This window comes from Nonomuraea ceibae (assembly GCF_019396325.1).
Lineage (GTDB): Bacteria > Actinomycetota > Actinomycetes > Streptosporangiales > Streptosporangiaceae > Nonomuraea > Nonomuraea ceibae.
This window is the reverse complement of the sequence record NZ_JAHKRO010000044.1, coordinates 26,890-50,036: the sequence shown is the minus strand read 5'-3', so window position 1 is coordinate 50,036 and position 23,147 is coordinate 26,890. Positions and strand designations below refer to the sequence as shown.

The window sequence follows — 23,147 nt, the reverse complement described above, 5'->3', positions numbered from 1 at the left end:
CGGCAGATGTCATGTTATGTCGCCAGGCTGGCCGTGCTGACCCTGACGAGACGAACGGAGTACGACATGACGCGCACCCTTGCCTCCGCGCTGGCCGGCCGGGTGGCCGGACCGGTGTTCCTGCCTGGCCAGGACGGGTTCGAGGAGGAGCTGACCGGTTTCAACCTGGCGGTGCGGCACCGCCCCGACGTGATCGTCGGCGCCCGGGAGGCCGGGGACGTGGCGGCCGCTGTCGAGGCGGCGGTGGCGCACGGCCTGCCGGTGGCGGTGCAGAGCGCCGGGCACGGGTTCTCGGTCCCCGCGACGGGCGGCGTGCTGATCTCGACCCGGCGCATGACCGGCGTCCAGGTGGACCCGGAGACCCGGACCGCCCGGGTGGCGGCCGGGGCCCGGCTCGGCCAGGTGATCGCCGAGGCCGCGCCGTACGGGCTGGCCCCGTTGAACGGGTCGGCGCCGCACGTGGGCGTCGTCTCGTACGTGCTGGGCGGCGGGCTCGCGCTGCTGGGGCGCTCCCACGGCTGGGCCGCCGACCGGGTGCTGGCGCTGGACGTGGTGACCGCCGACGGCCGGGCCCGCCGGGTCACGCCGGACTCCGAGCCGGACCTGTACTGGGCGCTGGTGGGCGGGCGCGACAACGTGGGCGTGGTGACGGCGCTGGAGTTCGGCCTGGTGGAGGTGTCCCGGCTGTACGGGGGCGGCCTGTTCTTCGACGCCCGGCTCGCCCCCGGGGCGCTGGAGGCGTACCGGGAGTGGACCGCGGGCGTCCCGGCGGAGATGAACTCCTCGCTGGCGCTGATCCCGGGTCCGGACGGGCGGCTGTGCCACGTGCGGATCGCGTACACCGGCCCGGCGGAGGAGGGCGAGCGCCTGGTCGAGCCGCTGCGGCGGGTCGGCCCGCGGGTGCTGGAGACGCTGCGGGAGATGCCGTACGCGGAGTGCGCCTCGATCCACGACGACCCGCCGACGCCGATGCCGTGGGGCGCGGACAACGCCATGCTGCGCGAGCTGGACGAGAAGGCGGCGGGGATCATCCTGGCGCACGCCGGTCCGGAGGTCATCGTGGAGCTGCGTCACCTGGGCGGCGCGCTGGCCGCTCCCCCGGCGCACCCGAACGCGGTCGGGCACCGGGACGCGGCGTTCATGCTGGCGGTCCTGACGATGGACGGGCGGCCGGCGCCCGCGGAGGTGTTCCGCGAGCTGGAGCCGTGGACGCTGGGCCGCTTCCTCAGCTTCATGGGCCACGGGGAGGCCGCCGGCCCGGAGCTGGTGCGCACCGCGTACCCGGCCGCCCACCACGCCCGGCTGGCCGTGATCAAGGCGGTGTACGACCCGGGCAACGTGTTCCGGTTCAACTACAACGTCGCGCCCGCGTCCTAGTGCGTGACCACGGGGGCGGGTGACGCGGCGGCGGCGCGGGCGGGCGGGCGCAGCACGGTCAGCGCGACGAGGAGCGCCGCCAGCAGGAGCCCGGCCGCGATGCCGAACGCCAGCCGGTAGCCGCCGGTCAGGGCCGCCGCCTGGGTCGCGCCCTGGCCGAGCAGCTCGCCGGTCCGGGAGGCGGCCATGGTGGACAGGACGGCCACGCCCAGCGCCATGCCGATCTGCTGGGTGGTGTTGAACAGGCCGGAGGCGAGCCCCGCGTCGTCGGCCCTGGCCGCGGACATGCCGAGCGTAGCGAGGGCGGGCAGCACCAGGCCGCCTCCGGCGATCAGCAGCATGACGGGCAGCAGGTCGGGGACGTACGACGCCTGCACCGGCACCCGGGTGAGCCAGGCCATCGCGGCGAGCAGCAGCACCAGCCCGGCGACGAGCACGGCACGGGCCCCGAACCGGTGGTTGAGCCGGGCGGAGACGAACAGGGAGACCCCGCCGATGGCGACGGCCGCCGGGAGCATCGCCAGGCCGGTCTCCAGCGCGCCGTAGCCGAGCACCTTCTGCATGTAGAGCGCGACGAGGATCTGGAAGGCGAACATCGCCGACAGGCTCAGCATCTGGGCGAGGTTCGCGCCGGCGACGTTGCGGGAGCGCAGGACGCGCAGCGGCATGAGCGGGCTGCGGGCGGTGGCCTGGCGGGCGAAGAACCCGGCCAGCAGCGCGAGCGAGAGCGCGCCCAGGCCCAGCGTGTGCCCGGCGGCCCAGCCGTACTCCTCGATCTTGACGACGGTGTAGATGCCGAGCATGAGGCCGCCGGTGACGAGGGCGGCGCCGAGCGTGTCGGCGCCCGCCGCGAGGCCGGCGCCGCGGTCGGCGGGCAGGACGCGGACGGCCAGGGCGACGGTGGCCAGGCCGATCGGCAGGTTGATGAAGAAGATCCAGTGCCAGGAGAGCGCGTCGGTGAGGACGCCGCCGAGCACCTGGCCGATGGAGGCCCCGGCCGCGCCGGTGAAGCTGAACACGCCGATGGCCTTGGCCCGTTCGCGTGGCTCGGTGAACAGCGTCACCAGGATGCCGAGCACGACCGCGGAGGCCAGCGCGCTGCCGGCGCCCTGGAGGAAGCGGGCGGCGATCAGCACGGCGGGGGTGGCGGCCAGGCCGGCGAGCAGCGACGCGGCGGCGAAGATCACGTTTCCGGCGAGGAACACCGTCTTGCGGCCGATCAGGTCGCCGAGCCGCCCGGCCAGGAGCAGCAGGCCGCCGAAGGGGATCAGGTAGGCGTTGACGGTCCAGCTCAGCCCGGCCGCGGTGAAGCCGAGGTCGCGCTGGATGGCGGGCATCGCGACGGTGACGATGCTGCCGTCGAGGATGGTCATCAGGCCGGCGGCCGACAGCGCGATCAGCGCGAGCGGGCGCGATGGGGTGGGGGACATGGCCTCTCCTGTTCAGATGCGGACAGGTGAGACCCTAACAGATGGTTTTGTTGTAGACGATCCCCGTCGGACCTATTTCTGGGACTGGCGGGCCCGGCGCGCACCCGGCGCGACCTCGACCGGGGTGGACAGGTGGCCCTCGGCCAGCCGCCGCATCGCCGCGAGCAGCGTCTCGCGCTCTCCCTCCGGCAGGGCGTGCAGCGCCTCCCGGTGCACGCCGTCGACGATCTCCTGGCTGCGCCGGGCGATCTCGGCGCCCTTCTCGGTGACCGCGATGATGCGTGCCCGCCGGTCGGTGCTCGACGGGCGGCGCTCGGCCAGCCCGGCCTTCTCCAGGGCGTCGACGGTGACCACCATCGTCGTCTTGTCCATGTCGCCGAGCTCGGCGAGCTGGATCTGCGTGCGCTCCTCCTCCAGGGCGTGGACGAGCACGCAGTGCATCCGCGCCGTCAGGCCGATCTCGGCCAGCGCAGCGGCCATCCTCGTCCGCAGCACGTGGCTGGTGTGGTCGAGCAGGAACGACAGGTCGGGCTCAGTGCGGCCGGGCGCCATTGCGGTCATGCCACCAGCCTAGCCAATCGTCCCCATCCGGATTATCCGCAACGACCCTGCCCGGAGTCGGCTCACGCGCCCCGTCACCCGGCCGGCGCCTCCCCCGACCAGCCTCCGATCCAGGCCGCGACGTCGGCGACCACGGCCGGGTCCACGTGCTGCGCGGGCTCGTACCCGGCCGGGGTCGACGGGCCCGTGCCGGGGAAGAACAGGTGGTCGTCGGCGTCGAAGACGCGGATCGTGACGTCGGGCCGGTGGCCGAGCCCGGCGCGCCAGCCCGCCAGGTCGTGCTCGACGGTCACCTGGTAGTCGCGGCCGCCCTGGAGGATGAGCATGGGCCGCTCCAGCGCTGCCGCCGTCGCGACGGGGTCGTAGCCGCGCAGCTCCAGCCAGTACGGCGCGGGCAGGCCGAACAGCAGCGACTGTGCCGGGGCCGAGGGCGACAGGGCCGGGTCGGCGACCGCCTCGGCCTGCCGGGTGATCGTCTCGACGGCGGCGTCCATGTCCGGCCCCGGGTCCAGCGACGCGAGGTGCCGGACGACGCGGACGGCGGCCTCGTGCATGGGCTGCGTGTCACCGGCCATGATCACCAGACCGGCGACGGCCGGCTCCGCCTCGGCGACGCGCGGGGCGACCTTGCCGCCCATGCTGTGGCCGAGGACGAACACGCGGTCCGGGTCGACGCCCGGCTCGTCTCGCAGCAGGCGGACGGCGGCGGTCGCGTACGGCACGTACTCGCCGGTCATGGTGAGCTCGGCGGCGGCGTGGACGTGGGTGGCCTTGTCGAACCTGGCGACCGCGACCCCGCGTGTGGCGAGTCCCCAGGCCAGGTCCTTGAGCGGCTTGTTGGCCCCGCTGGTGGCGTCGCGGTCGAACGGCCCTGCCCCGCTCAGCAGGACGACGCCCGGACGCGGGCCGGGCCCGCTCGGCAGGCTCGCCGGGCCGGGCCCGTGCGGGAGGCTCAGCGTGCCGGGGACGGCCAGGGGCCCGTCGCCGATCATGACGTCGCGTTCGCCGAACGCCGCCGGGTCGGCGTACGGCGGCGGCTCCCAGGGCGGGGTGAGCGCGGTGAGCCGCAGGTCGTGCAGCAGGCCGTCGGCGTCGACGGCGACCACGACGGCGAGCCCGCCGCCCTCGCCGGTGACCGGGACGCTCACGCGGGCCGGGCCCGGCCCGGCCCGCTCGGTCGCGGGCTCGCCGATGCCGGTGACGGGCCCCCGCTCGGCGATCGCGCCCGCCCAGGCCGCGCGCACCGCCTCGGCGTCGATCAGCTTGCGCAGCGGCGCCGCGAACAGCCGCTCGAGCTCCGCGAACCGTCCCGTGTGCGCGAGTTCGGCGACCGTCCGGGCGGTCGTCTCCGCCCCCGTTAATATTCTCATAGTTTGAGAACGGTAGCACGACATGAGATCGTACGGGAGTGAACACGCTGGAGCTCCTGGGCCACCCCGTACGGCTGCGCGTCGTGCACGCCATGCGCGGCGGGCGGACGCTGACCACGACCGAGCTGTGCGGCCTGATTCCCGACGTCTCCAAGGCCACCGTCTACCGGCACGTCGACCTCCTGGCGGCCGGCGGGGTCCTGGAGGTGGCCGGCGAGCAGCGGGTGCGCGGCGCGGTCGAGCGCCGCTACCGGCTGCGGCAGGACCGGGCGGTGATCGACGCCGAGCTGATGCGGACGCTGACGCCCGACGACCACCGGCGCGGCTTCGCCACGGCGATGGCGATCCTGCTCGCCGAGTTCAACGCCTACCTCGACCGGGAGCACGCCGACCCGATCGCGGACCTGGTCGGCTACCGGCAGCACGCCGTCTGGCTCAGCCCCGAGGAGCTCGACGAGCTGATCACCGGGCTGCGCGCCGCGATCGCGCCCAAGCTGGCCAACGAGCCGGGACCCGGCCGGTCCCGCTACCTGCTCAGCCCGATCCTGTTCCCGAGCGAGGACGCCGGATAGCGACGCCGGCCTCCCTGGGCCGGGCCACGCACGCTACCCCTGAACCTGGCGAAGGTCCTCGCGGCCGGGTGGCGGTTACGGCAGCATGATCGGGAGGAAGTCCGCCCGTGAGCCGGAGATGAGATGACCGCGACCGCAGAGACCACGCTCGACCTCCCCTTCGACGCCGTCACCCCGCTCATGGGGGTCGAGGAGGAGTACCTGCTCGTCGACCCGGCCACCCGGGCGGTCGCCCCGCGGGCGCGGGCCGTCGTCGAGCGGGCCGCCGCCGAGCTCGGCGACCGCGTCGGCGCGGAGATCACCCGCTTCCAGGTGGAGGCCAAGACGGCTCCGTGCGCGGGCGTGGCGGAGCTGGGCGGCCAGCTCGCGGGCATGCGCCGGGCGGTGGCCGCCGCGGCCCGCGCCGAAGGGCTGGCCGTGATCGCGTCGGGGACGCCCGTCCTGCCCGGCGCGGTGCCGCCGCCCATCACCGAGGGCGCCCGCTACGACCAGGGCATCGCCGCCTACCGGGCGCTGCACGACGAGCAGAGCATCTGCGCCGGGCACGTGCACGTGCACCTGCCCGACCGCGAGCTGGCCGTGCTCGTCTGCAACCACCTGCGGCCCTGGCTGCCCGCGCTGATCGCGCTGATGGCCAACTCGCCGTTCTGGGAGGGCCGCGACACCGGCTACGCCGCCTGGCGGGTGCTGGCCTGGGGCAAGTGGCCGGTGGCCGGGCCGCCGCCCTACTGCGCGAGCGCCGCCGAGCACGACCGGCTGGTGGCGGCGCTGACCGCGTCCGAGGCGGTGGTCGACCCCGGCACCCTGTTCTGGGACGCCCGCCCGTCGGCCCGCCTGCCGACCGTGGAGGTGCGCGTCGGCGACGTGCCCGCCTCGACGGCCGAGGCGACGCTGCTGGCGCTGCTCGTCCGGGCGCTGGTGACGGTGTGCGCGAAGCGGGCGCGCGACGGCGACCCCGGCCCCCGGCCGGCCGAGCCGCTGCTGCGCGTGGCCTACTGGCGCAGCGCCCGCGACGGGCTGGAGGGCCACGCGGTCGACCCGTTCACCGGCGTGCCGCGTCCCGCCACCGAGCTGGTGGCCGAGCTGCTGGAGCTGGTCCGGCCCGCGCTGGCCGCCAGCGGCGACCTGGAGGCGGTCCAGGAGCTGTGGCGGCGGCTGCGCGCGTCGGGCAGCGGCGCGGCCCGCCAGCGCGCCGCCTTCGCGCGGCGCGGCCTGCTGACGGACGTGGTGGACGACCTGATCGGCCGCTTCACCCGCTGACCGGCCGGGCTCAGCCGGGCAGCCAGCGGGCCAGGAACGCGCGCAGCGGCTCGGCGTGCCGGGCCGGGTCGTCCCAGCGGGCCTGCAGGTCCTCCAGCAGGTGCCGCTCGGCCAGCAGCTCGCCGCCGCGCCAGGCCCGGACGACCGGGTGCAGGAACGCGCACTCCTCGGCCCGCTCCGGCTCCGGGTGGCGGCGGATGGCGAACACGTCGGCGTAGTCGCGCCGCCCCCACCGCAGCGTGACCGTGAACGTCAGCCCGCCGCCGCCGAACCGCTCGACCGCGTAGTCCTCCGGCAGGTCCCGGTAGTGCCGTACGCCGCCGTCGACGACGTAGGCGTCGCACAGGTACTCGAACTGCGTCCACAGCGCCGAGCTGTGGTTGACCCGCGCCAGCATCGACCGCGTCAGCGCCTCGGCCTCGGCGGGCACCGCGCCCTCGGGCAGGGGTACGCCGTCGTAGCGCTCGCCGAGCAGCGCGGCCAGCACGCGCAGGTTGTAGCGGAAGCCGTCGACGAACGCCGACGAGGCCCGCTTGAAGTCGCGCGCCTGCATCAGCGTGCCCGCGAAGTACAGGCCGTCGACGTTGGCCGAGCGGAAGTCGGGCCGGATGGCCGGCAGCCGCCCGCCGGGCGCCATCTGCGGCCGGCACTCCTCGGCGAACAGGCCGGTGTCCATGACGAAGCCGGTGCAGCGCACCACGGCGTCGTAGTCGAGCTCGGCCCGCTCGCCGTCGGCCAGCGTGTAGGTGATGGAGGCGCGCACGCCCTCGCCGTGGCGTTCGAGCTTGTCGACGGTGCATTCCAGCACGGCGTGCAGCGTCTTGAACCAGTAGCTGTCCAGCAGCGCCCCGTACTGGCCGCGCACGTGGCCGGGGTGCTTGGTGGTCCAGGCGAGCCGGACCGGGCTGGGGCTGGCCAGGTGGATGACGGACGCGTGCGGCAGCAGCGCCATCGCGGTCTCGAACGCGGCGTTGCCCTTGCCGATGATCAGGACGCGGCGGCCGGTGAACTCCTCGCCCGCCGTCGGCACGTCCTCGTAGCCGGTCGCGAGCTCGATGCCCGGAATGTCGGGCACGTACGGGCCGCTCCAGCCGGAGGCGACGATCACGCACTCGGCGCGCACCACGCGGTCGCCGGCGTGCACCTCGAACAGCCCGTCACGCTTGCCGACGCGGGTCACCGGCGTGTCGAAGCGGACGTTCAGCCCGTGGAGGGCGTGGAAGTCGCCCAGGTAGCGGACCAGGTCGTCGGCGTGCGGGAAGTATTCGCGCGAGTAGGCGTCGAAGCGCAGGTCGGGGCCGTCGTCGCAGAGCAGCGAGTTCCAGTCCCAGCGGAGCTGGATCTCGCGCTCCTTCTCGCCGCTGTTGACCTTGTTGAGCGAGATGAGCCGCCGGTGGCGGGGGTAGCGGCGGAAGAAGCCGCCGGGCGCGTGCTCGCGTTCGAGGGTGAGGTAGTCGGCGCCGGCGCGCTGGAGGAAGTAACTGAGCTGGAGCCCGGCGGGACCGGCTCCGATGATCACGTAGCGGTGCCGCTCGTCATCCATCGGCGACGCTCGTGTAGCCCCGCTCGACGATGCGCTCGGCGGAGGCGGCGTAGAAGGAGTCGTCGTCCGGCGTGTCGGTGGCCAGGCCGTCGACGTAGCGGTTGAACATGCAGAACGCGGCGGCGATCAGCACGGTGTCGTGGATCTCCACCTCGGTGGCGCCCTCGGCCTCGGCGGCGGCGACGAGCTCGCGGGTGACGTTCTTGCCGCCGCGCTGCACGGCGGCGGCGACGGCCAGCAGCGCACGGAGCTTCGGCGTGACCGGCGCGGTCGCCGCGTCGGCGTGGACCGCGGCGACGAGGTCCGCGCCCTCGGGCAGTTGCGCGGCGGCGAACGCCGAGTGGGAGGCGGTGCAGTAGGAGCACGCGTTGAGCCCTGACACGTAGGCGGCGATCAGCTCGCGCTCACCGCGGGTCAGCGTGCTGTCGCCGCGCAGCAGGACCTCCGCCAGCGCGTTCAGCGGCCGGGCCGTCTCGGGCCGGAACGCGAACAGGCCGCGGATGCCCGGCATTCCGGAATCGATGGTGACGTGGGGCAAGACACAACTCCTTCGGACGACCGGGCACCTGCATGATCGTTGTGTAATGCGCGCCTGTCAACGCCTCCTTTCCGGTCGCCGGCCCCATTTGTTTCCTGGCGGCGGGACAAGGGTTGTCGGGCGTAACCGCCCGGCGTAATGTCACGCACGCCACGTGAACCCCGTTTAACGACCGGAGAGTGCGTCATGGCCGATCACCCGAACATCACCGTCGCCGCGAACAGTTACGACGCGATGGCGAAGGGCAACTGGGATTACCTGCGCGACGAACTTCTCGCCGACGACGTGGTCTTCCACGTGCCCGGCCAGGGCTCGCTGGCCCGCGACTACCGGGGCAAGGACGAGGTGCTGGGCTATCTCAGGCGCCTCGCCCAGAGCACCGGCGACACGTTGCGGATGGAGCCGCGCACGTACCTGGTGGGCGACGACCACGTCGCGGCGATGCTGAGCGTCTACGCCGAGCGCGAGGGCCGGGTCCTGGAGGACACCGGTCTGCAGGTCTACCGCGTCTCCGGCGGCAGGATCAGCGAGCGGTGGAGCTACCCGGACGATCCTGGCGCCGTGGACGCGTTCTTCGCCTCCTGATCACGCGCTCTCGGCCAGCTCCTTGCGCCAGACGGCCACGTAGCCGCTGGTCAGGCGGGCCCTGGCCGCATAGTGCTCCGGATCGTCGCAGGCCAGCGTGGCCAGCCCGTCGACGTAGCGGTTGTACATGCAGAACGCCGCGGCGATCAGCACCGTGTCGTGGATCGCCAGGTCCGAGGCTCCCTCGGCCCTGGCGGCCTCGACCAGGTCGGCGCCGACCTGCTGCCCGCCGCGCTGCACCGCCGCCGCGATCGCGAGCAGCGCCCGCAGCCTGGCTGAGATCGGCGCCGTGTCCGGGTCGGCCCGCACCGCGTCGACCAGCTTCATGCCCTCGGGCAGCCGGACCGCGGCGAACGCCGCGTGGGTGTGGAAGCAGAACCGGCACCGGTTCAGCGACGACACGTACGCCGCGATCAGCTCACGTTCGGCGCGGTCCAGGGTGTCGTCGCCGGAGAGGAGCACCTCCGACAACTGCGTGAGCGGCGCCGCCGCCTCGGGCCGGTAGCGGAACAGCCCGCGAATTCCCGGCTCATCCGAAACCAGGGTAATGTGCGGGCGTTTTCCGCCCGCGTGGTTGACGAATTCCCGCCGTCGCGGGGGCCAATTCACCTGTGCCATTTGCCGTCCCTTCGTCCGCCGAATTCGCCTGCATACTGCAAGTGTGCGGTCCGGGCCGCCGCGTATCCGGAATTGTGCGGGCCAGCATGATGTCCGCCGTGACACGTTCCTGTCAGCCCGGACGCTGGACGGCGGCGGGACTCAGTCCCGTAGGGCGCGCGCCAGGGCGTTGCCGTCGCCGGGCGCGACCGGTTCGGCGAGGAAGACCGGCCCCTGGGCCATGAACCTCGGCCGGGTGCCGCGGTGCTCGTCGGCGGCGTGCACGGTCAGCGGGTGCACGAGGTAGACGTCGCCGGGCAGGCCGGTCGCGCGGGCCACCGGGCGGTCGCGGGACGCCTCGTCCAGCAGCGGCCCGGCCTCGAACGGGTCGAGCACCCGCTCGCCCAGCACGCGGGCGGCGTCACGGTGGGAGCCCACCCGGATGCGGGTCGGCGCGTCGTCCTCGCCCACCTCCGACAGCAGCGTGAGCAGCAGCATCGTCTCGGGCCGCCCGGACACCGCCCAGGAGCCGTCGGGCCGGGCCACGGAGGCGTCGATGTGCCAGCCCCGGTCGTCGACCTCGGACCTGCCGGGGAAGCGGACCGGCATGTTGCCGATGGCTCCGCGCGGCTTCCAGCCGCCCGGCCCGGCCAGCGCGTCGAGCGCCTCGGCCAGGCGGGCGCTGCGGACGAACGCGCCGAACGGCCCCTGGCCGGTGACGTCGGCGGCCCACACCACGGGCTGCCGCCATCCGGCGGGGTCGTCGGGCGACAGGCCGATCTGGTGCCACACCGCCGCCCTGGCCGCGTCGCCGGCCTCGCGGGGCACGGCGGCCTCCAGCTTGACGAATCCGTCGGCGACGAAACGCTCCACGTCCACAACAGTCATGGCAGCCACCGTAACGGGGCTGTCCACTGCTTTTCAGCGGCCGACCAGCGCCTGGAGCAGGCCGGGAAAGGCCTCGTCGATCTCGTCGCGGCGCAGCGCGTTCATCCGGGAGGTGCCCACGTAGTGCTGGCGGATGAGGCCGGCCTCGCGCAGCACGTTGAAGTGGTGGGTGGCGGTGGACTTGCTGACGGGCAGCTCGATGGTGCCGCAGCTGACGTCCTCGCAGGCCCGGTAGAGCTCGCTCACGATGTGGCGGCGCACGGGGTCGACGAGGGCCTCCAGCACCTGCTGGAGGGTGATCGTCCGGATGTCCGGGTGTGGCGGGACGCGCTCCCGCCCGGTTCGCCGTGCCACCGTCATCACCCCACCCTAGCAAAGTACGGCCACCATCGAAGTTTGACAGCGATCATACTTTCCGCTTGAGTGAACCCCTCACCACGGAAGGAACGATGCGCGATGACCAGGACGGTGCGCTTCCACGAGCTCGGCGGGCCCGAGGTGCTGCGGCTGGAGGACGTGGAGCCCGGCGACCCCGGCCCCGGCGAGCTGCTGGTCCGGGTCGACGCGATCGGGCTCAACCGCGCCGAGACGCTGTTCCGCAGCGGCCACTACATCGAGCCGGTCAAGGAGTTCCCCTCCCGGCTCGGCGCCGAGGCCGCGGGCGTGGTCGAGGGCGTCGGCGCCGGCGTGACGGGGTTCGCCCCCGGCCAGGAGATCAGCGTGGTGCCCGCGTTCTCCATGAACGACTACGGCGTCTACGCCGAGCGCGCGGTGGTCCCGGCCGCGGCGGTGCTGCCCCGCCCCGCCGGGCTCGACGCGGTCGGCGGCGCGGCGGTGTGGATGCCGTACCTGACGGCGTACGGGGCGCTCGTGGAGGTCGGCGGGATGCGCGCGGGCGACACGGTCGTGCTGACGGCGGCCTCCAGCAGCGTCGGCCTGGCCGCGATCCAGATCGCCGGCCGCGTCGGCGCGGTGCCCGTCGCGACCACCCGCACGCGGGCCAAGGCGGCGCGGCTGCGCGCGGCCGGGGCGGCCGAGGTGATCGTCACCGAGGAGGAGGACGTGGCCGCGCGGGTGCTCGCGCTGACCGGCGGGCGCGGCGCCGAGTTCGTCTTCGACGCCGTCGCCGGTCCCGGCGTGCTGGAGCTGGGCCGGGCGGTCGCGCCGGGCGGCTCGCTGATCATGTACGGGGCGCTGAGCGGCGAGGTGACGCCCTATCCGGGGTTCGCGCTCGGCATGCCCGCCCTGAACATGCGCACCTACACCGTGCACGAGACGACCACCGACCCGGACCGGCTGCGCCGCGCCGAGGCGTTCGTCGCCTCCGGCCTGCGCGCCGGCGCGTTCGCGCCCGCCGTGGACCGCGTCTTCGACCTGGCCGACGTCGCCGAGGCGCACCGCTATCTGGAGTCGGGCGCCCAGGTCGGCAAGATCGTCGTCACGACGGGCCGGTGACGGGCAGGCTCCGCTCCCTGATGGGCGCGTAAAGGGCGCTCCAGCCGTTGAACAGCCCGGTCGCGAAGTAGTGGACGTTGGTGGCGAGCACGGCGAGCAGCGTCATGGCCACGTACAGCCCCAGCCCGGCCGCCCTGACGAGGTCGACGGGCAGCGTGTACGCGATCGCGACCCGGGCCGCGGCGTCGAGCAGCAGCGCCACGGACCAGATCACGGTGGACACCCGCCAGATCCGGCGGAAGGCGGGCAGCCGCTCCCAGTAGACGTCCCACGGCTCGCGCAGCGGCCCGCGCGGGAGCCTGCGCTCCACCAGCGGGCGGGTGAACTCGTAGGCCATCGGCCTCCCCCACCACACCGAGGCCAGGAACCACAGCCCGGCGGCGGCGGTGACGAACCCCTCCTTGGCCAGCAGCAGCCGCTCGTCCCCGCCGACCAGCGCGGCCAGCAGGGCGATGCCCATCATGCCCGCCATGAACAGGCCGAGCCCGTCCAGCCTGCGCCCCCGGGCGAACTGCCAGGCGGTGACCACGGCGGGGACCAGCGCGTCGACCAGCAGCGCGAGATAGACGCTGACCCCGAGCGCGCGCAGCCCGTAGTAGACCCCCAGCGGCACCACGACGTTCAGCGCGAACGACAGGGCCCGGCTCACCCGCCGCTCCGGGTGGCCAGGTCGAACAGCGTCACGAGCTCGCGCGCGTAGCCGTCGAGGTCGAGGTCGGGCTTGGTGCGCAGCAGGAACGGCAGCCCGTCGAGCGAGCGCTGGATGGTCGCCGCCATGACGAACGTGTCGAACTGCCGGAACTCCCCCCGGCTCTGCCCGTCACGCAGGATCGCCTCCAGGTGCCCGAGGACGCCGTTCTCCTCGTCGGGGCCGTAGGACCGGCTCTCGCCCGCGCCGCCGCGCCAGTCGAGGAAGATCGTCATCAGCGCCTGCATCTCACCGGCGTGCGTCGCGTTGAACTCCACCAGCCCGGTGATGTACGCGCGCAGCCGGGCGGCGGCGCCGGGCAGCCCGGCCATCCGCTCCCCCAGGTGGCGGCCGAGCTTGCCGATGATGTGGCCGACGACCTCGGCCATCAGCTCGTCCTTGCCGGCGAAGTGGTAGGAGATCAGCCGCGTGCTGCTGAGCCCGGCCCGCTTGGCGATCCGGGCGAACGACGTCTGGCCGTAGCCGGCCTCGCTCAGGGTCTCCACAGTCGCGGCGATGATCTGCGCGCGCCGGGCCTCCCCCGTGAACGTTCTTACTTGCATGAGTAAAACATACGCCATTCGAGTAACCGGCGCCAGGTCAGCCCAGCGGCTGGGCCGAGCCGAACACGCCGTGCGGGTCGTGGACGGCCTTCAGCTCGCGCAGCCGGGGCAGGTTGGCCCCGTGGTAGGCGCGCGCCCAGTCGGCCAGGTCCGGGTCCGGGTAGTTGGGGTAGACGCCGGACGTCCACGGGGAGATGCGCTCCCAGGCGCGGCGCAGCCAGGCGTGCGCGTCCCGGCGGCGGCTGTCGCTCGCCCGGAAGCCGACCTGCACGGCCTGCTTGAGCAGGAAACGCGGCGTGCGGTGGGCGAAGGCCGTCGCGGCGGGGTCGACGCGGCCGATCGCGCCCGCCCACGGCACGAACTCCAGGTCGCGGATCTCGCCGTAGACCCGGTCGGCGGCCAGCCGTTCCAGCAGGTCCTCGACGGCCTCCCGGGGCAGGGCGCCGGGCAGGAATCCCGACTTGCTCAGGCGCAGGCCGGGCCGCTCTCCGGGCGGCAGCTCCGTGGCGGCTCCGGCTCCGCCGTCGGCGTAGGAGTGGTGACAGGCGGCCGCGGCGCCCTCCAGCCGGGTGAGCGTGAGCCGGTCCACCGGGGCCAGGCCGGCCACCAGCTCGGCGGCCTGCTCCTCCGGCCCGGCGACGACGCCGAACAGCACCGCGTACGGCTCCTCCTCAGGCTCGTCGCCGGCGATGACGGCAATCTCCAGGTTGACCTCGTCCGGCGCGCCGGGCGCCCAGTGCTGCCAGGCGTCCACGAGGGCGGCGGCGTCGCCGAAACCGCAGATCGCCCGGACGGCGGTGACGGGGACGATCGGGCGGGTGCGCAGCGTCAGCCGGGTGACGGCGCCGAACGTGCCGCCGCCCGCCCCGCGCAGCCCCCACAGCAGGTCGTCGCCCGCCTCGACGGCCCGCCCGTCCGCCAGGACGACGCGCGCGGCCAGCAGGTGGTCGGCGCCGAGCCCGTACAGGCGGGAGAAGACGCCGTAGCCGCCGCCGAGGACCGCGCCCGTCACGCCCACGGCCGGGCACCAGCCGCACGGCACCATGCGCCCGTGCTCGGCCAGCCGCCGGGCCAGCTCGCCGATCCGCACGCCGGGCCCGACCCGCACGGTGCCGTCGCCGACCTCGATCGTCCGCATCCCGCCGAGGTCGACCAGGAGGCCGGTCGTCGAGGAGTGCTCGGCGAAGCTGTGGCCGCCGCCGCGCAGCGCGAACGGCAGGCCGCGGACGCGCGCGAGCTCCAGTGCGCCGATCACGTCGGCCTCGGAGCCGCAGCAGGCCACGGCGGCGGGCAGCGCCTCGTCGAGCGTGCCCAGGAACGGCTTGCGGCGGGCCTGGTAACCGGGCTCGCCGGGATGGATGAGCCGCGGCGCGGTCATCGGCGGGCCGGCTTGCCGGTCTGTAGCGCGTACAGCTCGGCGTAGCGGCCGCGCAGCGCCAGCAGCTCCTCGTGGGTGCCCTGCTCGGCGATGCGGCCCTGGTGCAGCAGGTAGACGCGGTCGGCGTGCCGCACGCTGGTCAGCCGGTGCGTGATCAGCACGACCGTGCGCTCGCCGGCGATCCGCCGGAGCGTCTCGTAGACGGCGTACTCCGCCTTGGCGTCCAGTGGCGCGGTCGGCTCGTCCCAGATCAGCAGCGGCCCGTCGCGGAACAGCCCCCGGGCGACGGCCAGGCGCTGCCACTGCCCGGCCGACAGCTCGTGACCGCCCCGGAACTGCTTGGACAGCAGCGTCCGCCAGCCCGAGGGCAGCCCGGCGATCACGTCGTCGGCGGCGGCGAGCGAGGCGGCCTCGCGCAGGGCGTGGTCGCCCGGGTCGGGGCGGTCGTGGCGGCCCATGCGGACGTTGGTCCTGGCGTCGTGCGGCCAGCGGACCGGGTGCTGCGGCACCAGCACGATCCGGTCGGCCAGCGAGCGCGGGTCCAGTCCGGCGCAGTCGAGCCCGTCCCAGCGCATGGTCCCGGTGGTGGGCCGGTACAGCCCGGCCAGCAGCCTGGCCAGCGTGGTCTTGCCCGAGCCGTTCTCGCCGACGAGCGCGATCGTCTGGCCGGCGTGGACGGTCAGGTCGATGCCGCGCAGCGCGGGCCCGGCACCGCCCGGGTAGGTGAACCCCACGTCGCGCAGGGTGATGCGCGCGGGTGAGCGGGGCGCGGGCACGCCGCCCTCGGGCCGCCTCCTGGCTTCGGCGTCGGCCAGGAAGTCGTGGTAGTCGGCCACGTACAGGGACTGCTCGAACAGCTGGTTGGCGGCCTGGGTGAGCTGGCGCAGCGCCCCGGCGGCCACCCTGACGGCGATCACGGCGGTGCCGGCGGCGGCGGTGGCGATCCAGCCGGCGTGCAGCATCAGCCCGAGCGCGGCCAGGACCCCGGCCAGGGCCAGCCCGGCGGCGGCGCGGCCGGCGGCGGTGGCCCGCGCCATGGCCAGCCCGACCCGCGTCTCCTCCGCCTTCAGCACGTCCGCCACCTGCCGGTACTCGGCGAGCACGGACGGCTCGGCCTGGCAGGCGCGCAGCTCGCCCGCCGGCTCGCGTTCGGTGGCCAGGGAGGTGAGCAGGTCCACGCGGCGGTTCAGCGTGACCATCGCGCGCATGCCCGCGTAGCCGCGCCTGGCGGCCCTGAGCACCGCCCACGCCTCCGGGATCACCCCGGCCACGAGCAGCGGCACCAGCAGCGGGTGCAGTACGGCGAGCCCGGCGGCGGCGGCCGTCACCCCGCAGGCGGCGCCGAGCAGGTCGACGAGGTTGCCCGCGGAGCGGTCGAGGTGGAACAGCCCGCGGTCGCGGGCCCGGTGCAGGCCGTCGAAGAAGTCCACGTCGTCGAGGTCGGCCAGTTGCACGCCGAGCGCCGCGGCGAACAGCCGCTCCTGCGCGGCCCGGCGCAGCGCCGGTTCGAGCCGCGCCCTGGCCAGCTCGACGCCCGCCACGGCGGCTCCGCGCAGCGCCACGATCACGGCGACGAGGACGAGGTCGGGCAGCGCGGCGAGGATGCGTTCCGGGGCCGCCCCTGCGGCCAGCAGCTCGTCCAGCACGGCGGTGGTCGCCAGCAGGCCGCCCGCCGTCGCCGCGCCGATCGCGAGCTGGAGGGCCAGGACGGCGAGCGCGGGACGGCGCCCGCACTCCCAGACGAGCCGCAGCACGGGCGCGACGAGCGCCGGCAGGCGGCGCAGGGTGTGCCGGGGCCCGTCCGGGCTGTCGAGGTGCCAGTAGGGGGTGACGAGCTCGTCCTGCGCGTCCGCCGTCATGCCGCTCACGCCGGGTCCGGCAGCAGGACGGACGGCAGCGCGCAGTCCGGGTGCATGCGCAGGAGCTGGTAGGCGACGCCGCCGAGTCCGGGCAGCAGGCCCGGCGCGAAGGCGTCCCTGGCCAGGCCGCTGACCGGGCCGTTGACCTCCAGGCCGCCCAGGATGTGGGCGTCCAGGACGGCCCGGTCCACCGGCGCGACCCCGGCGGCCCGCGCGTGTTCGATCACTTCCCAGGAGCCGAGGTCGCCGTGGCAGAGCGTGTGGTTCCAGCCGGTGCCGTCGGCCCAGCAGGAGGCGGCGGCGCGGGCCAGCCGGTCGCGCCAGCGGGCGCCGCCCTCGCGGGCGAGCCGGTCGGCGGCGACGATGCCGACGCCGCCCGCGCCGTGGCACCAGGCGGCGGCGGTGAACCCGTCGCCGCGCAGGTCCACCCAGCCGCGCTGGTCCGGGTCGTACAGGGTGTCCTCGTAGGCGAACGCGGCGTCGGCGAGCTCGCGCGTCCCGGCGGGGGCGGCGGCGGTGTCCGCCAGCCGGGACAGCGCCCAGCCGATGCCGGTGGCGCCGTGGGCCAGCCCGCCGAGGCCCTGCGGGAAGCGCGCACCCGGCCAGCACGCCCCGCCGGTCCGGTGCTCGGCCAGGGCGGCGAGGCGTTCGCCGATGGACGCGGCGAGCGCGGTCCAGCGCGGCTCCCCGGTCTGCTCGGCCAGCCGCAGCAGGGGGACGATCGCCCCGGACATGCCGGACAGCAGGTCGTAGCCGTCGTCGGCGTCGATCGCCTCCGGCAGCAGCTCGGCCAGCGCGCGGGCGCGGTCCGGCGCCTCCTCCCCGGCCGCGCCGAGCGCGCGCAGCAGCAGCCAGCCCCACACCTGCGAGGTGATGCCGAGGTACGCGCCGGGCGGTTCCGGCCGCAGCCGCATGTCTGCGCGCCGCTGGGCGGCGTCGCGGTCCTCGGTCAGGCGTACGGTGCGCAGGACGGCCGCCAGCAGGCCGGGCAGCTCGTCGACGGGCTCGGCCCGGCCGGCGGCGGCCTCGCTCACGTAGGCGGCCAGCAGGACGGCCACGCCGTGGGCTCCGCCGTACAGGTCGGCCGACAGCGGCTGCACCGCCCAGCCGGTGGGGTTGAGCACGGGCGTGATCCAGGTGACGGTGCCGTCGGGCCCGCGCACGGCGGCGTCCAGCACGCCCCGCATGATGCCGGCCGCCGCCGCGCGCCGCCTGGGCTCCAGCCGGTCGGTGAGGAGCAGGCCGGGCGACAGCCGCTTGTCCTCCGGCATCCAGCCCTCGTTCAGGTACGCGCTGACCAGGGCAGCCTGCGCCACCCGGCGGTCCAGCGCGTGATCACGCGCCCGCCAGCGGGCCACGGCGTCGGCCACCAGGTCGAGCTCGGGCCCGCACCGGCTGCCTCCGGGGCCGCGCAGCACGCCCACCCGGGGCGTGGTGTCGAACAGCGGGATGTCGCCCTGGCACAGCTCGTCCACCTCGGCGGCGATGACGGCGGCGTCGCCGGGAGCGCCGGGCACGTTCTCGGACATCCTGGCCAGCAGCGCGGCGGCCCTGGCCCGGGCGGGCGCCTCGTCGTGCAGCGCGACGGGATGCCAGAGCATGCGGGCCAGCTCGGCGTAGGACTCGGTGGAGCGCAGCACGGCGCGGACCGGGCAGTCGGCGAAGCCCGCCAGCAGCGGCTCCAGCTTGGCCGACCGGTCCAGCTCGGCGAGGCGTTCGTCGAGCTCGTCGAACCCGGCGATGATGGCGTCCCAGTAGTGGCCGAGGACCGGCTCGGGGCTGGGGTGGTTGGCCGCCGGAGGCAGCTCCACCCGTTCGGTGCCCATTCTCGGGCTGTCGGTGCCGGCGTCGAGCACGACCGGCAGCTCGACCTCCGGCTGCTGGCCGGGCAGCGCCCCGGCCGCCGACATGTCGACGCCCCGCCAGCCCAGCGCGACGCCGCGCCCGGGAAGCAGCCCGGTGCGCATGACGGAGGCGTTGACCAGCTCGACGGCCAGGTCGACGGCCTGGCCGTAGCCGGAGGGGCGGGCCTTGGCGTGCGGGGTGAACAGGCTCTCGCAGTCGACGACCACGGGGTGCGGGCCCGCCGCGATGAGGTTCTCGGCGTGCAGGTCGCTGCCGCCGAGCAGGCGCATGAGGGCCAGCCAGTGACCCATGCCCCGGTAGAAGGCGCGCAGCTCCGCGGCGTCGGCGCAGTGGCGGTGCTCGATGTGCTCGGCCCAGCCGTACCCGTCGCGGGTCACGACCTCGGGCACTCGCATGGTGGAGTCGCCGAGGTGGGTGAGCAGCCGGGCGAGCTCGGCGTCGACGGCCAGCGAGCGCGGCTTGTACAGCACCCGCCCGTCCTCGCCGTGCGCCAGCACGACCGTCTGCCCGCCGCGGTGGCTGTCTCCGGCGCCGAACTCGACGCGGGTGAGCTCGCCGGCCGGCGCGCCGGGCAGCGCGGCCAGCGCGGCGCGGTCGCGGGCGAAGCGGGCGGCGAAGCGGTGGGCGGCCTCGCAGCGGTTGCGGATCACGGTCGCCAGCCGGGCCTTCATGGCCGGGTACGGGCCGTCCAGTCCGCGCCAGAACGCCGGTTCCGCCACGGTCCGCTTCCACTGCTCCCAGCGGGCGGCGGGGTCGGGGGCGGTCAGGCGCCCGGAGAGCCGGGCGGCGTTCACCTCCAGGACCAGCACTCTGGTGATCCTGCGGCGGACGTCTTCGTCCAGGGACCGCGCCGAGCCCGCCAGGACGGCTGCGCGCTCGGCCCCGGCGAGGCCGGTGAGCCGTCCCAGCCGGGCCTCCAGGTCGGCCAGAGCCGGTCCGATCAGCGGGTCCAGCGGTGGGTCGAACTCACCGGCCATGTGCTCCCGTCCCCGCTCAGCAGCAGTAACGGGTGCGAGAAGCCGAGCAGGCGGTGCCGCACTTCCCGGACGCGCCCGGCCCGGTCATGGTGATCTCGGACTCGGCGTACGTGCCCTGCAGCAGCGGGCCCACCGGGCTGTCCGGCTCGTCGCCCGCCCTCCAGGCGGCGATGATCTCCTCGGCCCTTTCGAGGGTGACGGTCATCCTTGCTCCCTTCTCGGACTTGGCGTCATGATCTGGTGCCGGGTTCATGACGGCTAGACGTCAAAACTGCGCACTTGACACGACATTCCGGATATGAGAGAGACAGGCGTGATCACCGTTTCCGTCGTGGACGACGACCGGATGCTCATCGACGGGCTGGCCGCCTGGCTCGCCGCGGTGCCCGACGTCCGGCTGATCGGATCGGCCGCGACCGTCGCCGAGCTGCTCGCCGCCGAGCGCTCGCCGGCCGACGTGGTGCTGCTCGACCTGCTGCTCGCCGACCGCTCCGACCCCGCGGGCAACGTGCGCACGCTGGTACGGCTGCACCGCCGGGTGCTCGTGGTCAGCGTCGTGACCTCGGGCGACATGGCCAGGCAGATGATCGCCGCGGGCGCGGGCGGCTACCTCACCAAGGATCACGACCTGGGCATGCTGGTGGCCAAGGTCAGGGAGGTGGCCGAGGACCGGGTGGCGATCTCGCCCGAGCTGGCGCTCGGCTGGCTGGCCGACCGCGACGGCGACCGGCCGGTCCTGTCGCCGCAGGAACGCGCGGTGCTGCTCGCCTACGCCTCCGGCATGACGCTCACCGCGGCGGCCCGCAGCGCCGGGGTACAGCCGGGCACCGCCAGGAACTACCTCGAACGCGTCAAGGACAAGTACCGCAAGGCGGGCCGCCCCGCCTACACCAAGCTGGACCTGGCCGACCGCGTCAGGGAGGACGGTCTGGCCACCTGAGCTCCACGCACACCCCCTCGCCCGGCGCGGTGATCACCTCGGCGCGCCCGCCCACCTCGCGCATGCGCCCCATCACCGACGACCGCAGCCCGTAACCAGGCTCGACCAGGCCGGGGTCGAAGCCCGTGCCCCGGTCGACGACGCGCACGGTGACCACGCCGTCCACCTCGACCGCGGTCAGCCACGCCTCGCGCTCCCCCGAGTGCCTGGCCACGTTGTTGAGCGCCTCCGCACCGGCCTCCGCCATCGCCTCCCCCACCTCGTCGGGCACGCCGCCGGGCAGCGCCTCGGCGGCGTAGCGCACGCACAGCCCCAGCCCGGCCGCCCTGGCGACCGCGCGGGCCAGGCCGTTGCCCAGCCCGGTGGCGGGACCGATCGCGTCCTGCCTGATCAGCGTCCGCACGTAGGCGGCGTCGGCCGCGCACCGCCGCCGCACCTCCTCCGTACGGTGGTCCAGGCCGCCGCGGGCGATCGCGGTCAGCGTCGTCAGGACGGTGTCGTGCAGTTGCCGGTAGTGCGCCAGCCTGGCCCGCTCGGCGGCCCGCTCGGCCTCGGCCACCGAGCGCTGCTCGGCCAGGGCGTCCAGCCGCGTCGCCTGGGCGGCCAGGTAGCGGCGGATGAAGAAGACGATGACCGCGAACCACACGTAGCTGTTGACCCGCACGCCCAGCTCCACCACGGCCGGGAGGCGCTGGCCCAGGTCGCCGGCGTGCGCGAGCGCGTAGACCGCGACCGGAGGCAGCAGCGCCGCGAACTGGACCGGCCGCTCGCACACCGCGCCGATCAGCGCGCCCGTCGCCAGCAGCGCGTGGGAGGACCAGTTGGACACGCACGTGCCGGACGAGGGCAGGCACGCCCCGGTCACCCCGATCATGAACACGCAGGTCGCGGCCACGTCGATCACCACCGCCCGGGGGTCGAACCAGCCGCGCCGCGCCACCCAGCGGAACAGCGCCGCGTTCCACGCCAGGGCCACGGCCAGCAGCGCCACGTCGAGCCCCCGGCCGGCGGACAGCACGGTGACCGGTCCCCGCGCGGTGAACAGGCTCGAACAGGCGGGCAGCAGGTAGCTGAGCCGCTGGAGCAGCAGCAGCATCGCCACGAACCTGCGCACCCGCTCGGCGCTGGGCCTGGACGCCAGGAAGAGCGGGTCCCGCCAGCCGAGTGAGCCCCGTCCGCCCGGGTCGCGCGGGTCGCTCGGGGGTGGAGGCTGCATGTGTAGCGACGCCCTTCAGACGAGCCGGACTCTAAGATCCATCGAGCCCGGCGCGATCTCAAGCGCGCGCCTGATACGGGTGTCCGAGTCGCCGTTTTCGGCGTGTGCTCACCGGCCAGCGAGCCCGTCCCGTACGCGGTCGATCAGGGCGGCCCGGTCGACGCCCGCCAGCGCGAGGGCGCGCGGGACCGTGCCCGCCTCTGCCTGGAGGACGGCGATCAGCAGGTGGCCCGGCCGCAGGTCCTTCTTGCGGTGGGCCCTGGCCATCCGGTCCAGGGCGAGCTTGACCGAGGCGCCCAGGCCGAGCCGGCGCTCCGGGTCGCGGGTGGCGGGCGGCAGGTCGAAGTCGCCGAGCGACACCCCGGCGACGCTCAGGCTGTGCTCGAACTCGCGGCGCAGGGCGGCCTTCAGCGCCGCGTGGTCCAGGCCCGCCGCGGTGAGCGCCGGATCGGGGCCGGCGGCGATGGCCAGCAGCAGGTGGTGCGCCTCGATGGTGGCCGAGCCGTCCTGCGCGGCCTCCTCCTCGGCGCGCCCCAGGACCTCCTGGAGGTGGAGGTCGATCTCGCTCATGCCCGCCTCCGCAGCGTCACCCCGGCGGCGATGAGCCGCTTGGCGTGCTTCTTGTGGACCGCCTGGCGCGTGACGGCGAGCGCCTCGGCGACCTGCGGCCAGCTCCAGCCGGCCCGCATCGCCTGCTCGACGGCGGCGTCCTCGAGCTGGTCGGCCAGCCGGCGCAGCGCGGCCACGGCGGCCAGCGCGTCGGCCGGATCTTCGCTTGCCATGCGGGCAAGCCTAGCAACTAGAGTTGCTTATGCACGCCGGCCCCGTACAGGGCGCTGAACAGCGGCCACGTCAGCGCGGCCATCTCGGCGGGCGAGCGCGGACAGCCGCGCTCAAGCCAGTCGGCGGCCACCCCGATGATCGCCCCGCCGGTGAAGGCGGCGGGCACGTTGTGCGGGATGTCGAGCCGGCCGTCGAGCGGGGCCCCGGCGCGGGCGGGCAGGCCGGTGCCCTCGCGCAGGCGGTCGTAGACGGCCGCGGTGATGCGGCGGCGGATGTGGTCGGCCACGCGCGCGCTGCCCTGCGGCCCCAGCAGGCCGCGGTAGAGCCCGGCGTGCCCGGCGAGGCTGGCGAAGAACGCCTCCAGCGACAGGGCAGCCTCCCGCTCCAGGTCGGGCGAGCCCGGCGAGGGGGCGGACAGGGAGGCGATCAGGTCGTCGATCATCGCCGTGCAGGCGGCCTCGGCCAGCTCGTGCACGTCGCGGTAGTGGTCGTAGAAGGTCGAGCGGCTCACCCCGGCGTGCTCGGCGACGTCGGCGACGCTGATGCGCGACAGGTCCTGCTCCTCGACGAGCCGGAGGAGCGCCCGCGCCAGGGCGGCGTGGGTCCGGCGCACCCGCCGGTCGGCCGCGGGGGTGCTGTTTCTGCTAGTGGACACGCATTTCACCCTACCTTCTGACTACATGTGTACGATTTCCTACATG

24 protein-coding genes are annotated in these 23,147 nt (G+C 74.8%); 6 read left to right on the top strand and 18 right to left on the bottom strand.

Annotated elements, in window-relative coordinates:
- The first annotated feature begins 66 nt into the window (after window positions 1-66).
- Window positions 67-1,377, top strand: a complete 1,311-nt coding sequence (locus KME80_RS25480) for an FAD-binding oxidoreductase (protein ID WP_219508663.1) — start codon at window positions 67-69, stop codon at window positions 1,375-1,377.
- Here KME80_RS25480 and KME80_RS25475 read toward each other — a convergent pair.
- From KME80_RS25475 to KME80_RS25465, 3 genes are all read right to left on the bottom strand, one after another.
- Window positions 1,374-2,807 carry an MFS transporter gene (locus KME80_RS25475; RefSeq protein ID WP_219508662.1) on the bottom strand — a complete coding sequence of 478 codons (1,434 nt, stop codon included), beginning with the start codon at window positions 2,805-2,807 and terminating at the stop codon, window positions 1,374-1,376. The two genes, KME80_RS25480 and KME80_RS25475, sit on opposite strands and share 4 nt — an antisense overlap.
- Window positions 2,808-2,879: 72 nt before the next feature.
- Window positions 2,880-3,368, bottom strand: a complete 489-nt coding sequence (locus KME80_RS25470; RefSeq protein ID WP_219508661.1) for a MarR family winged helix-turn-helix transcriptional regulator — start codon at window positions 3,366-3,368, stop codon at window positions 2,880-2,882.
- Window positions 3,369-3,442: 74 nt separating this feature from the next.
- Window positions 3,443-4,738, bottom strand: coding sequence for an alpha/beta hydrolase family protein (locus KME80_RS25465; protein WP_219508660.1), 1,296 nt, complete (start codon window positions 4,736-4,738; stop codon window positions 3,443-3,445).
- A gap of 38 nt (window positions 4,739-4,776) precedes the next feature.
- Between KME80_RS25465 and KME80_RS25460 the strand changes: the two genes are divergently transcribed.
- Both KME80_RS25460 and KME80_RS25455 read left to right on the top strand, forming a co-directional pair.
- The gene (locus tag KME80_RS25460; RefSeq protein ID WP_308125928.1) at window positions 4,777-5,310 is read left to right on the top strand and encodes a helix-turn-helix domain-containing protein; all 534 of its coding nucleotides are present in this window, start codon (window positions 4,777-4,779) and stop codon (window positions 5,308-5,310) included.
- 123 nt (window positions 5,311-5,433) lie between these two features.
- Window positions 5,434-6,570: a carboxylate-amine ligase gene (locus KME80_RS25455; protein WP_219508659.1), complete on the top strand. Its 1,137-nt coding sequence runs from the start codon at window positions 5,434-5,436 to the stop codon at window positions 6,568-6,570.
- 10 nt (window positions 6,571-6,580) lie between these two features.
- Here KME80_RS25455 and KME80_RS25450 read toward each other — a convergent pair whose 3' ends face one another.
- On the bottom strand, window positions 6,581-8,113 hold the full coding sequence (locus KME80_RS25450) for an NAD(P)-binding domain-containing protein (RefSeq protein WP_219508658.1): 1,533 nt from the start codon (window positions 8,111-8,113) through the stop codon (window positions 6,581-6,583).
- Complete coding sequence (locus KME80_RS25445; protein WP_219508657.1) at window positions 8,106-8,651, bottom strand: carboxymuconolactone decarboxylase family protein; 546 nt, start codon at window positions 8,649-8,651, stop codon at window positions 8,106-8,108. Before KME80_RS25445 ends, KME80_RS25450 begins: the two co-directional genes overlap by 8 nt.
- Window positions 8,652-8,837: 186 nt before the next feature.
- Between KME80_RS25445 and KME80_RS25440 the strand changes: the two genes are divergently transcribed.
- Window positions 8,838-9,236: a nuclear transport factor 2 family protein gene (locus tag KME80_RS25440; RefSeq protein WP_219508656.1), complete on the top strand. Its 399-nt coding sequence runs from the start codon at window positions 8,838-8,840 to the stop codon at window positions 9,234-9,236.
- Here the strand turns inward: KME80_RS25440 and KME80_RS25435 are convergent, their stop codons facing one another.
- The 3 genes from KME80_RS25435 to KME80_RS25425 all read right to left on the bottom strand — a co-directional run bounded on the left by KME80_RS25435 (window position 9,237) and on the right by KME80_RS25425 (window position 11,081).
- Window positions 9,237-9,854: a carboxymuconolactone decarboxylase family protein gene (locus KME80_RS25435; protein ID WP_219508655.1), complete on the bottom strand. Its 618-nt coding sequence runs from the start codon at window positions 9,852-9,854 to the stop codon at window positions 9,237-9,239.
- Between the two features lie 141 nt (window positions 9,855-9,995).
- Window positions 9,996-10,721 (bottom strand): phytanoyl-CoA dioxygenase family protein, encoded by a 726-nt coding sequence (locus tag KME80_RS25430; RefSeq protein WP_219508654.1) that lies wholly within the window; start codon window positions 10,719-10,721, stop codon window positions 9,996-9,998.
- A 33-nt stretch (window positions 10,722-10,754) separates the two neighbouring features.
- Window positions 10,755-11,081, bottom strand: a complete 327-nt coding sequence (locus tag KME80_RS25425; protein WP_219508653.1) for an ArsR/SmtB family transcription factor — start codon at window positions 11,079-11,081, stop codon at window positions 10,755-10,757.
- Window positions 11,082-11,177: 96 nt separating this feature from the next.
- On the opposite strand from KME80_RS25425, the gene KME80_RS25420 reads away from it, so the two are divergent.
- A complete protein-coding gene (locus KME80_RS25420; RefSeq protein WP_219508652.1) occupies window positions 11,178-12,176 on the top strand; it encodes a zinc-dependent alcohol dehydrogenase family protein in 999 nt (332 codons plus the stop codon).
- Here KME80_RS25420 and KME80_RS25415 read toward each other — a convergent pair.
- From KME80_RS25415 to KME80_RS25390, 6 genes are read right to left on the bottom strand one after another with little or no spacing between them, the layout of a single operon-like run.
- Complete coding sequence (locus tag KME80_RS25415) at window positions 12,160-12,825, bottom strand: VC0807 family protein (RefSeq protein ID WP_219508651.1); 666 nt, start codon at window positions 12,823-12,825, stop codon at window positions 12,160-12,162. The genes KME80_RS25420 and KME80_RS25415 overlap by 17 nt on opposite strands.
- Window positions 12,822-13,427 carry a TetR family transcriptional regulator gene (locus KME80_RS25410; protein ID WP_219508650.1) on the bottom strand — a complete coding sequence of 202 codons (606 nt, stop codon included), beginning with the start codon at window positions 13,425-13,427 and terminating at the stop codon, window positions 12,822-12,824. The genes KME80_RS25415 and KME80_RS25410 overlap by 4 nt, the downstream gene beginning before the upstream one ends.
- A 37-nt stretch (window positions 13,428-13,464) precedes the next feature.
- Window positions 13,465-14,805 (bottom strand): FAD-binding oxidoreductase, encoded by a 1,341-nt coding sequence (locus KME80_RS25405; RefSeq protein ID WP_219508649.1) that lies wholly within the window; start codon window positions 14,803-14,805, stop codon window positions 13,465-13,467.
- Complete coding sequence (locus tag KME80_RS25400; RefSeq protein WP_219508648.1) at window positions 14,802-16,664, bottom strand: ABC transporter ATP-binding protein; 1,863 nt, start codon at window positions 16,662-16,664, stop codon at window positions 14,802-14,804. Before KME80_RS25400 ends, KME80_RS25405 begins: the two co-directional genes overlap by 4 nt.
- Before the next feature lie 5 nt (window positions 16,665-16,669).
- A complete protein-coding gene (locus tag KME80_RS25395; protein WP_219508647.1) occupies window positions 16,670-19,507 on the bottom strand; it encodes a type 2 lanthipeptide synthetase LanM family protein in 2,838 nt (945 codons plus the stop codon).
- A 16-nt stretch (window positions 19,508-19,523) separates the two neighbouring features.
- Window positions 19,524-19,712: a DUF6229 family protein gene (locus tag KME80_RS25390; protein ID WP_219508646.1), complete on the bottom strand. Its 189-nt coding sequence runs from the start codon at window positions 19,710-19,712 to the stop codon at window positions 19,524-19,526.
- A gap of 108 nt (window positions 19,713-19,820) precedes the next feature.
- Between KME80_RS25390 and KME80_RS25385 the strand changes: the two genes are divergently transcribed.
- Complete coding sequence (locus KME80_RS25385) at window positions 19,821-20,447, top strand: response regulator (protein ID WP_219508645.1); 627 nt, start codon at window positions 19,821-19,823, stop codon at window positions 20,445-20,447.
- Here the strand turns inward: KME80_RS25385 and KME80_RS25380 are convergent.
- From KME80_RS25380 to KME80_RS25365, 4 genes are all read right to left on the bottom strand, one after another.
- Window positions 20,422-21,663 (bottom strand): ATP-binding protein, encoded by a 1,242-nt coding sequence (locus KME80_RS25380; RefSeq protein ID WP_219508644.1) that lies wholly within the window; start codon window positions 21,661-21,663, stop codon window positions 20,422-20,424. The two genes, KME80_RS25385 and KME80_RS25380, sit on opposite strands and share 26 nt — an antisense overlap.
- 108 nt (window positions 21,664-21,771) lie before the next feature.
- A complete protein-coding gene (locus KME80_RS25375) occupies window positions 21,772-22,233 on the bottom strand; it encodes a Clp protease N-terminal domain-containing protein (protein WP_219508643.1) in 462 nt (153 codons plus the stop codon).
- On the bottom strand, window positions 22,230-22,445 hold the full coding sequence (locus KME80_RS25370) for a hypothetical protein (RefSeq protein ID WP_219508642.1): 216 nt from the start codon (window positions 22,443-22,445) through the stop codon (window positions 22,230-22,232). Before KME80_RS25370 ends, KME80_RS25375 begins: the two co-directional genes overlap by 4 nt.
- A gap of 17 nt (window positions 22,446-22,462) precedes the next feature.
- On the bottom strand, window positions 22,463-23,101 hold the full coding sequence (locus KME80_RS25365) for a TetR/AcrR family transcriptional regulator (protein WP_219508641.1): 639 nt from the start codon (window positions 23,099-23,101) through the stop codon (window positions 22,463-22,465).
- Window positions 23,102-23,147 lie beyond the last annotated feature (46 nt).

Excerpts from the sequence above, each read along its gene's own strand:
- KME80_RS25410 (WP_219508650.1), bottom strand. The coding sequence starts at position 13,427 with ATGCAAGTAAGAACGTTCACGGGGGAGGCCCGGCGCGCGCAGATCATC.
- KME80_RS25430 (WP_219508654.1), bottom strand. The coding sequence starts at position 10,721 with ATGACTGTTGTGGACGTGGAGCGTTTCGTCGCCGACGGATTCGTCAAG.
- KME80_RS25370 (WP_219508642.1), bottom strand. The coding sequence starts at position 22,445 with ATGGCAAGCGAAGATCCGGCCGACGCGCTGGCCGCCGTGGCCGCGCTG.
- KME80_RS25400 (WP_219508648.1), bottom strand. The coding sequence starts at position 16,664 with ATGACGGCGGACGCGCAGGACGAGCTCGTCACCCCCTACTGGCACCTC.
- KME80_RS25440 (WP_219508656.1), top strand. The coding sequence starts at position 8,838 with ATGGCCGATCACCCGAACATCACCGTCGCCGCGAACAGTTACGACGCG.
- KME80_RS25395 (WP_219508647.1), bottom strand. The coding sequence starts at position 19,507 with ATGGCCGGTGAGTTCGACCCACCGCTGGACCCGCTGATCGGACCGGCT.
- KME80_RS25470 (WP_219508661.1), bottom strand. The coding sequence starts at position 3,368 with ATGACCGCAATGGCGCCCGGCCGCACTGAGCCCGACCTGTCGTTCCTG.
- KME80_RS25435 (WP_219508655.1), bottom strand. The coding sequence starts at position 9,854 with ATGGCACAGGTGAATTGGCCCCCGCGACGGCGGGAATTCGTCAACCAC.
- KME80_RS25465 (WP_219508660.1), bottom strand. The coding sequence starts at position 4,738 with ATGAGAATATTAACGGGGGCGGAGACGACCGCCCGGACGGTCGCCGAA.
- KME80_RS25420 (WP_219508652.1), top strand. The coding sequence starts at position 11,178 with ATGACCAGGACGGTGCGCTTCCACGAGCTCGGCGGGCCCGAGGTGCTG.
- KME80_RS25480 (WP_219508663.1), top strand. The coding sequence starts at position 67 with ATGACGCGCACCCTTGCCTCCGCGCTGGCCGGCCGGGTGGCCGGACCG.
- KME80_RS25380 (WP_219508644.1), bottom strand. The coding sequence starts at position 21,663 with ATGCAGCCTCCACCCCCGAGCGACCCGCGCGACCCGGGCGGACGGGGC.
- KME80_RS25450 (WP_219508658.1), bottom strand. The coding sequence starts at position 8,113 with ATGGATGACGAGCGGCACCGCTACGTGATCATCGGAGCCGGTCCCGCC.
- KME80_RS25455 (WP_219508659.1), top strand. The coding sequence starts at position 5,434 with ATGACCGCGACCGCAGAGACCACGCTCGACCTCCCCTTCGACGCCGTC.
- KME80_RS25475 (WP_219508662.1), bottom strand. The coding sequence starts at position 2,807 with ATGTCCCCCACCCCATCGCGCCCGCTCGCGCTGATCGCGCTGTCGGCC.
- KME80_RS25425 (WP_219508653.1), bottom strand. The coding sequence starts at position 11,081 with ATGACGGTGGCACGGCGAACCGGGCGGGAGCGCGTCCCGCCACACCCG.
- KME80_RS25390 (WP_219508646.1), bottom strand. The coding sequence starts at position 19,712 with ATGACCGTCACCCTCGAAAGGGCCGAGGAGATCATCGCCGCCTGGAGG.
- KME80_RS25405 (WP_219508649.1), bottom strand. The coding sequence starts at position 14,805 with ATGACCGCGCCGCGGCTCATCCATCCCGGCGAGCCCGGTTACCAGGCC.
- KME80_RS25375 (WP_219508643.1), bottom strand. The coding sequence starts at position 22,233 with ATGAGCGAGATCGACCTCCACCTCCAGGAGGTCCTGGGGCGCGCCGAG.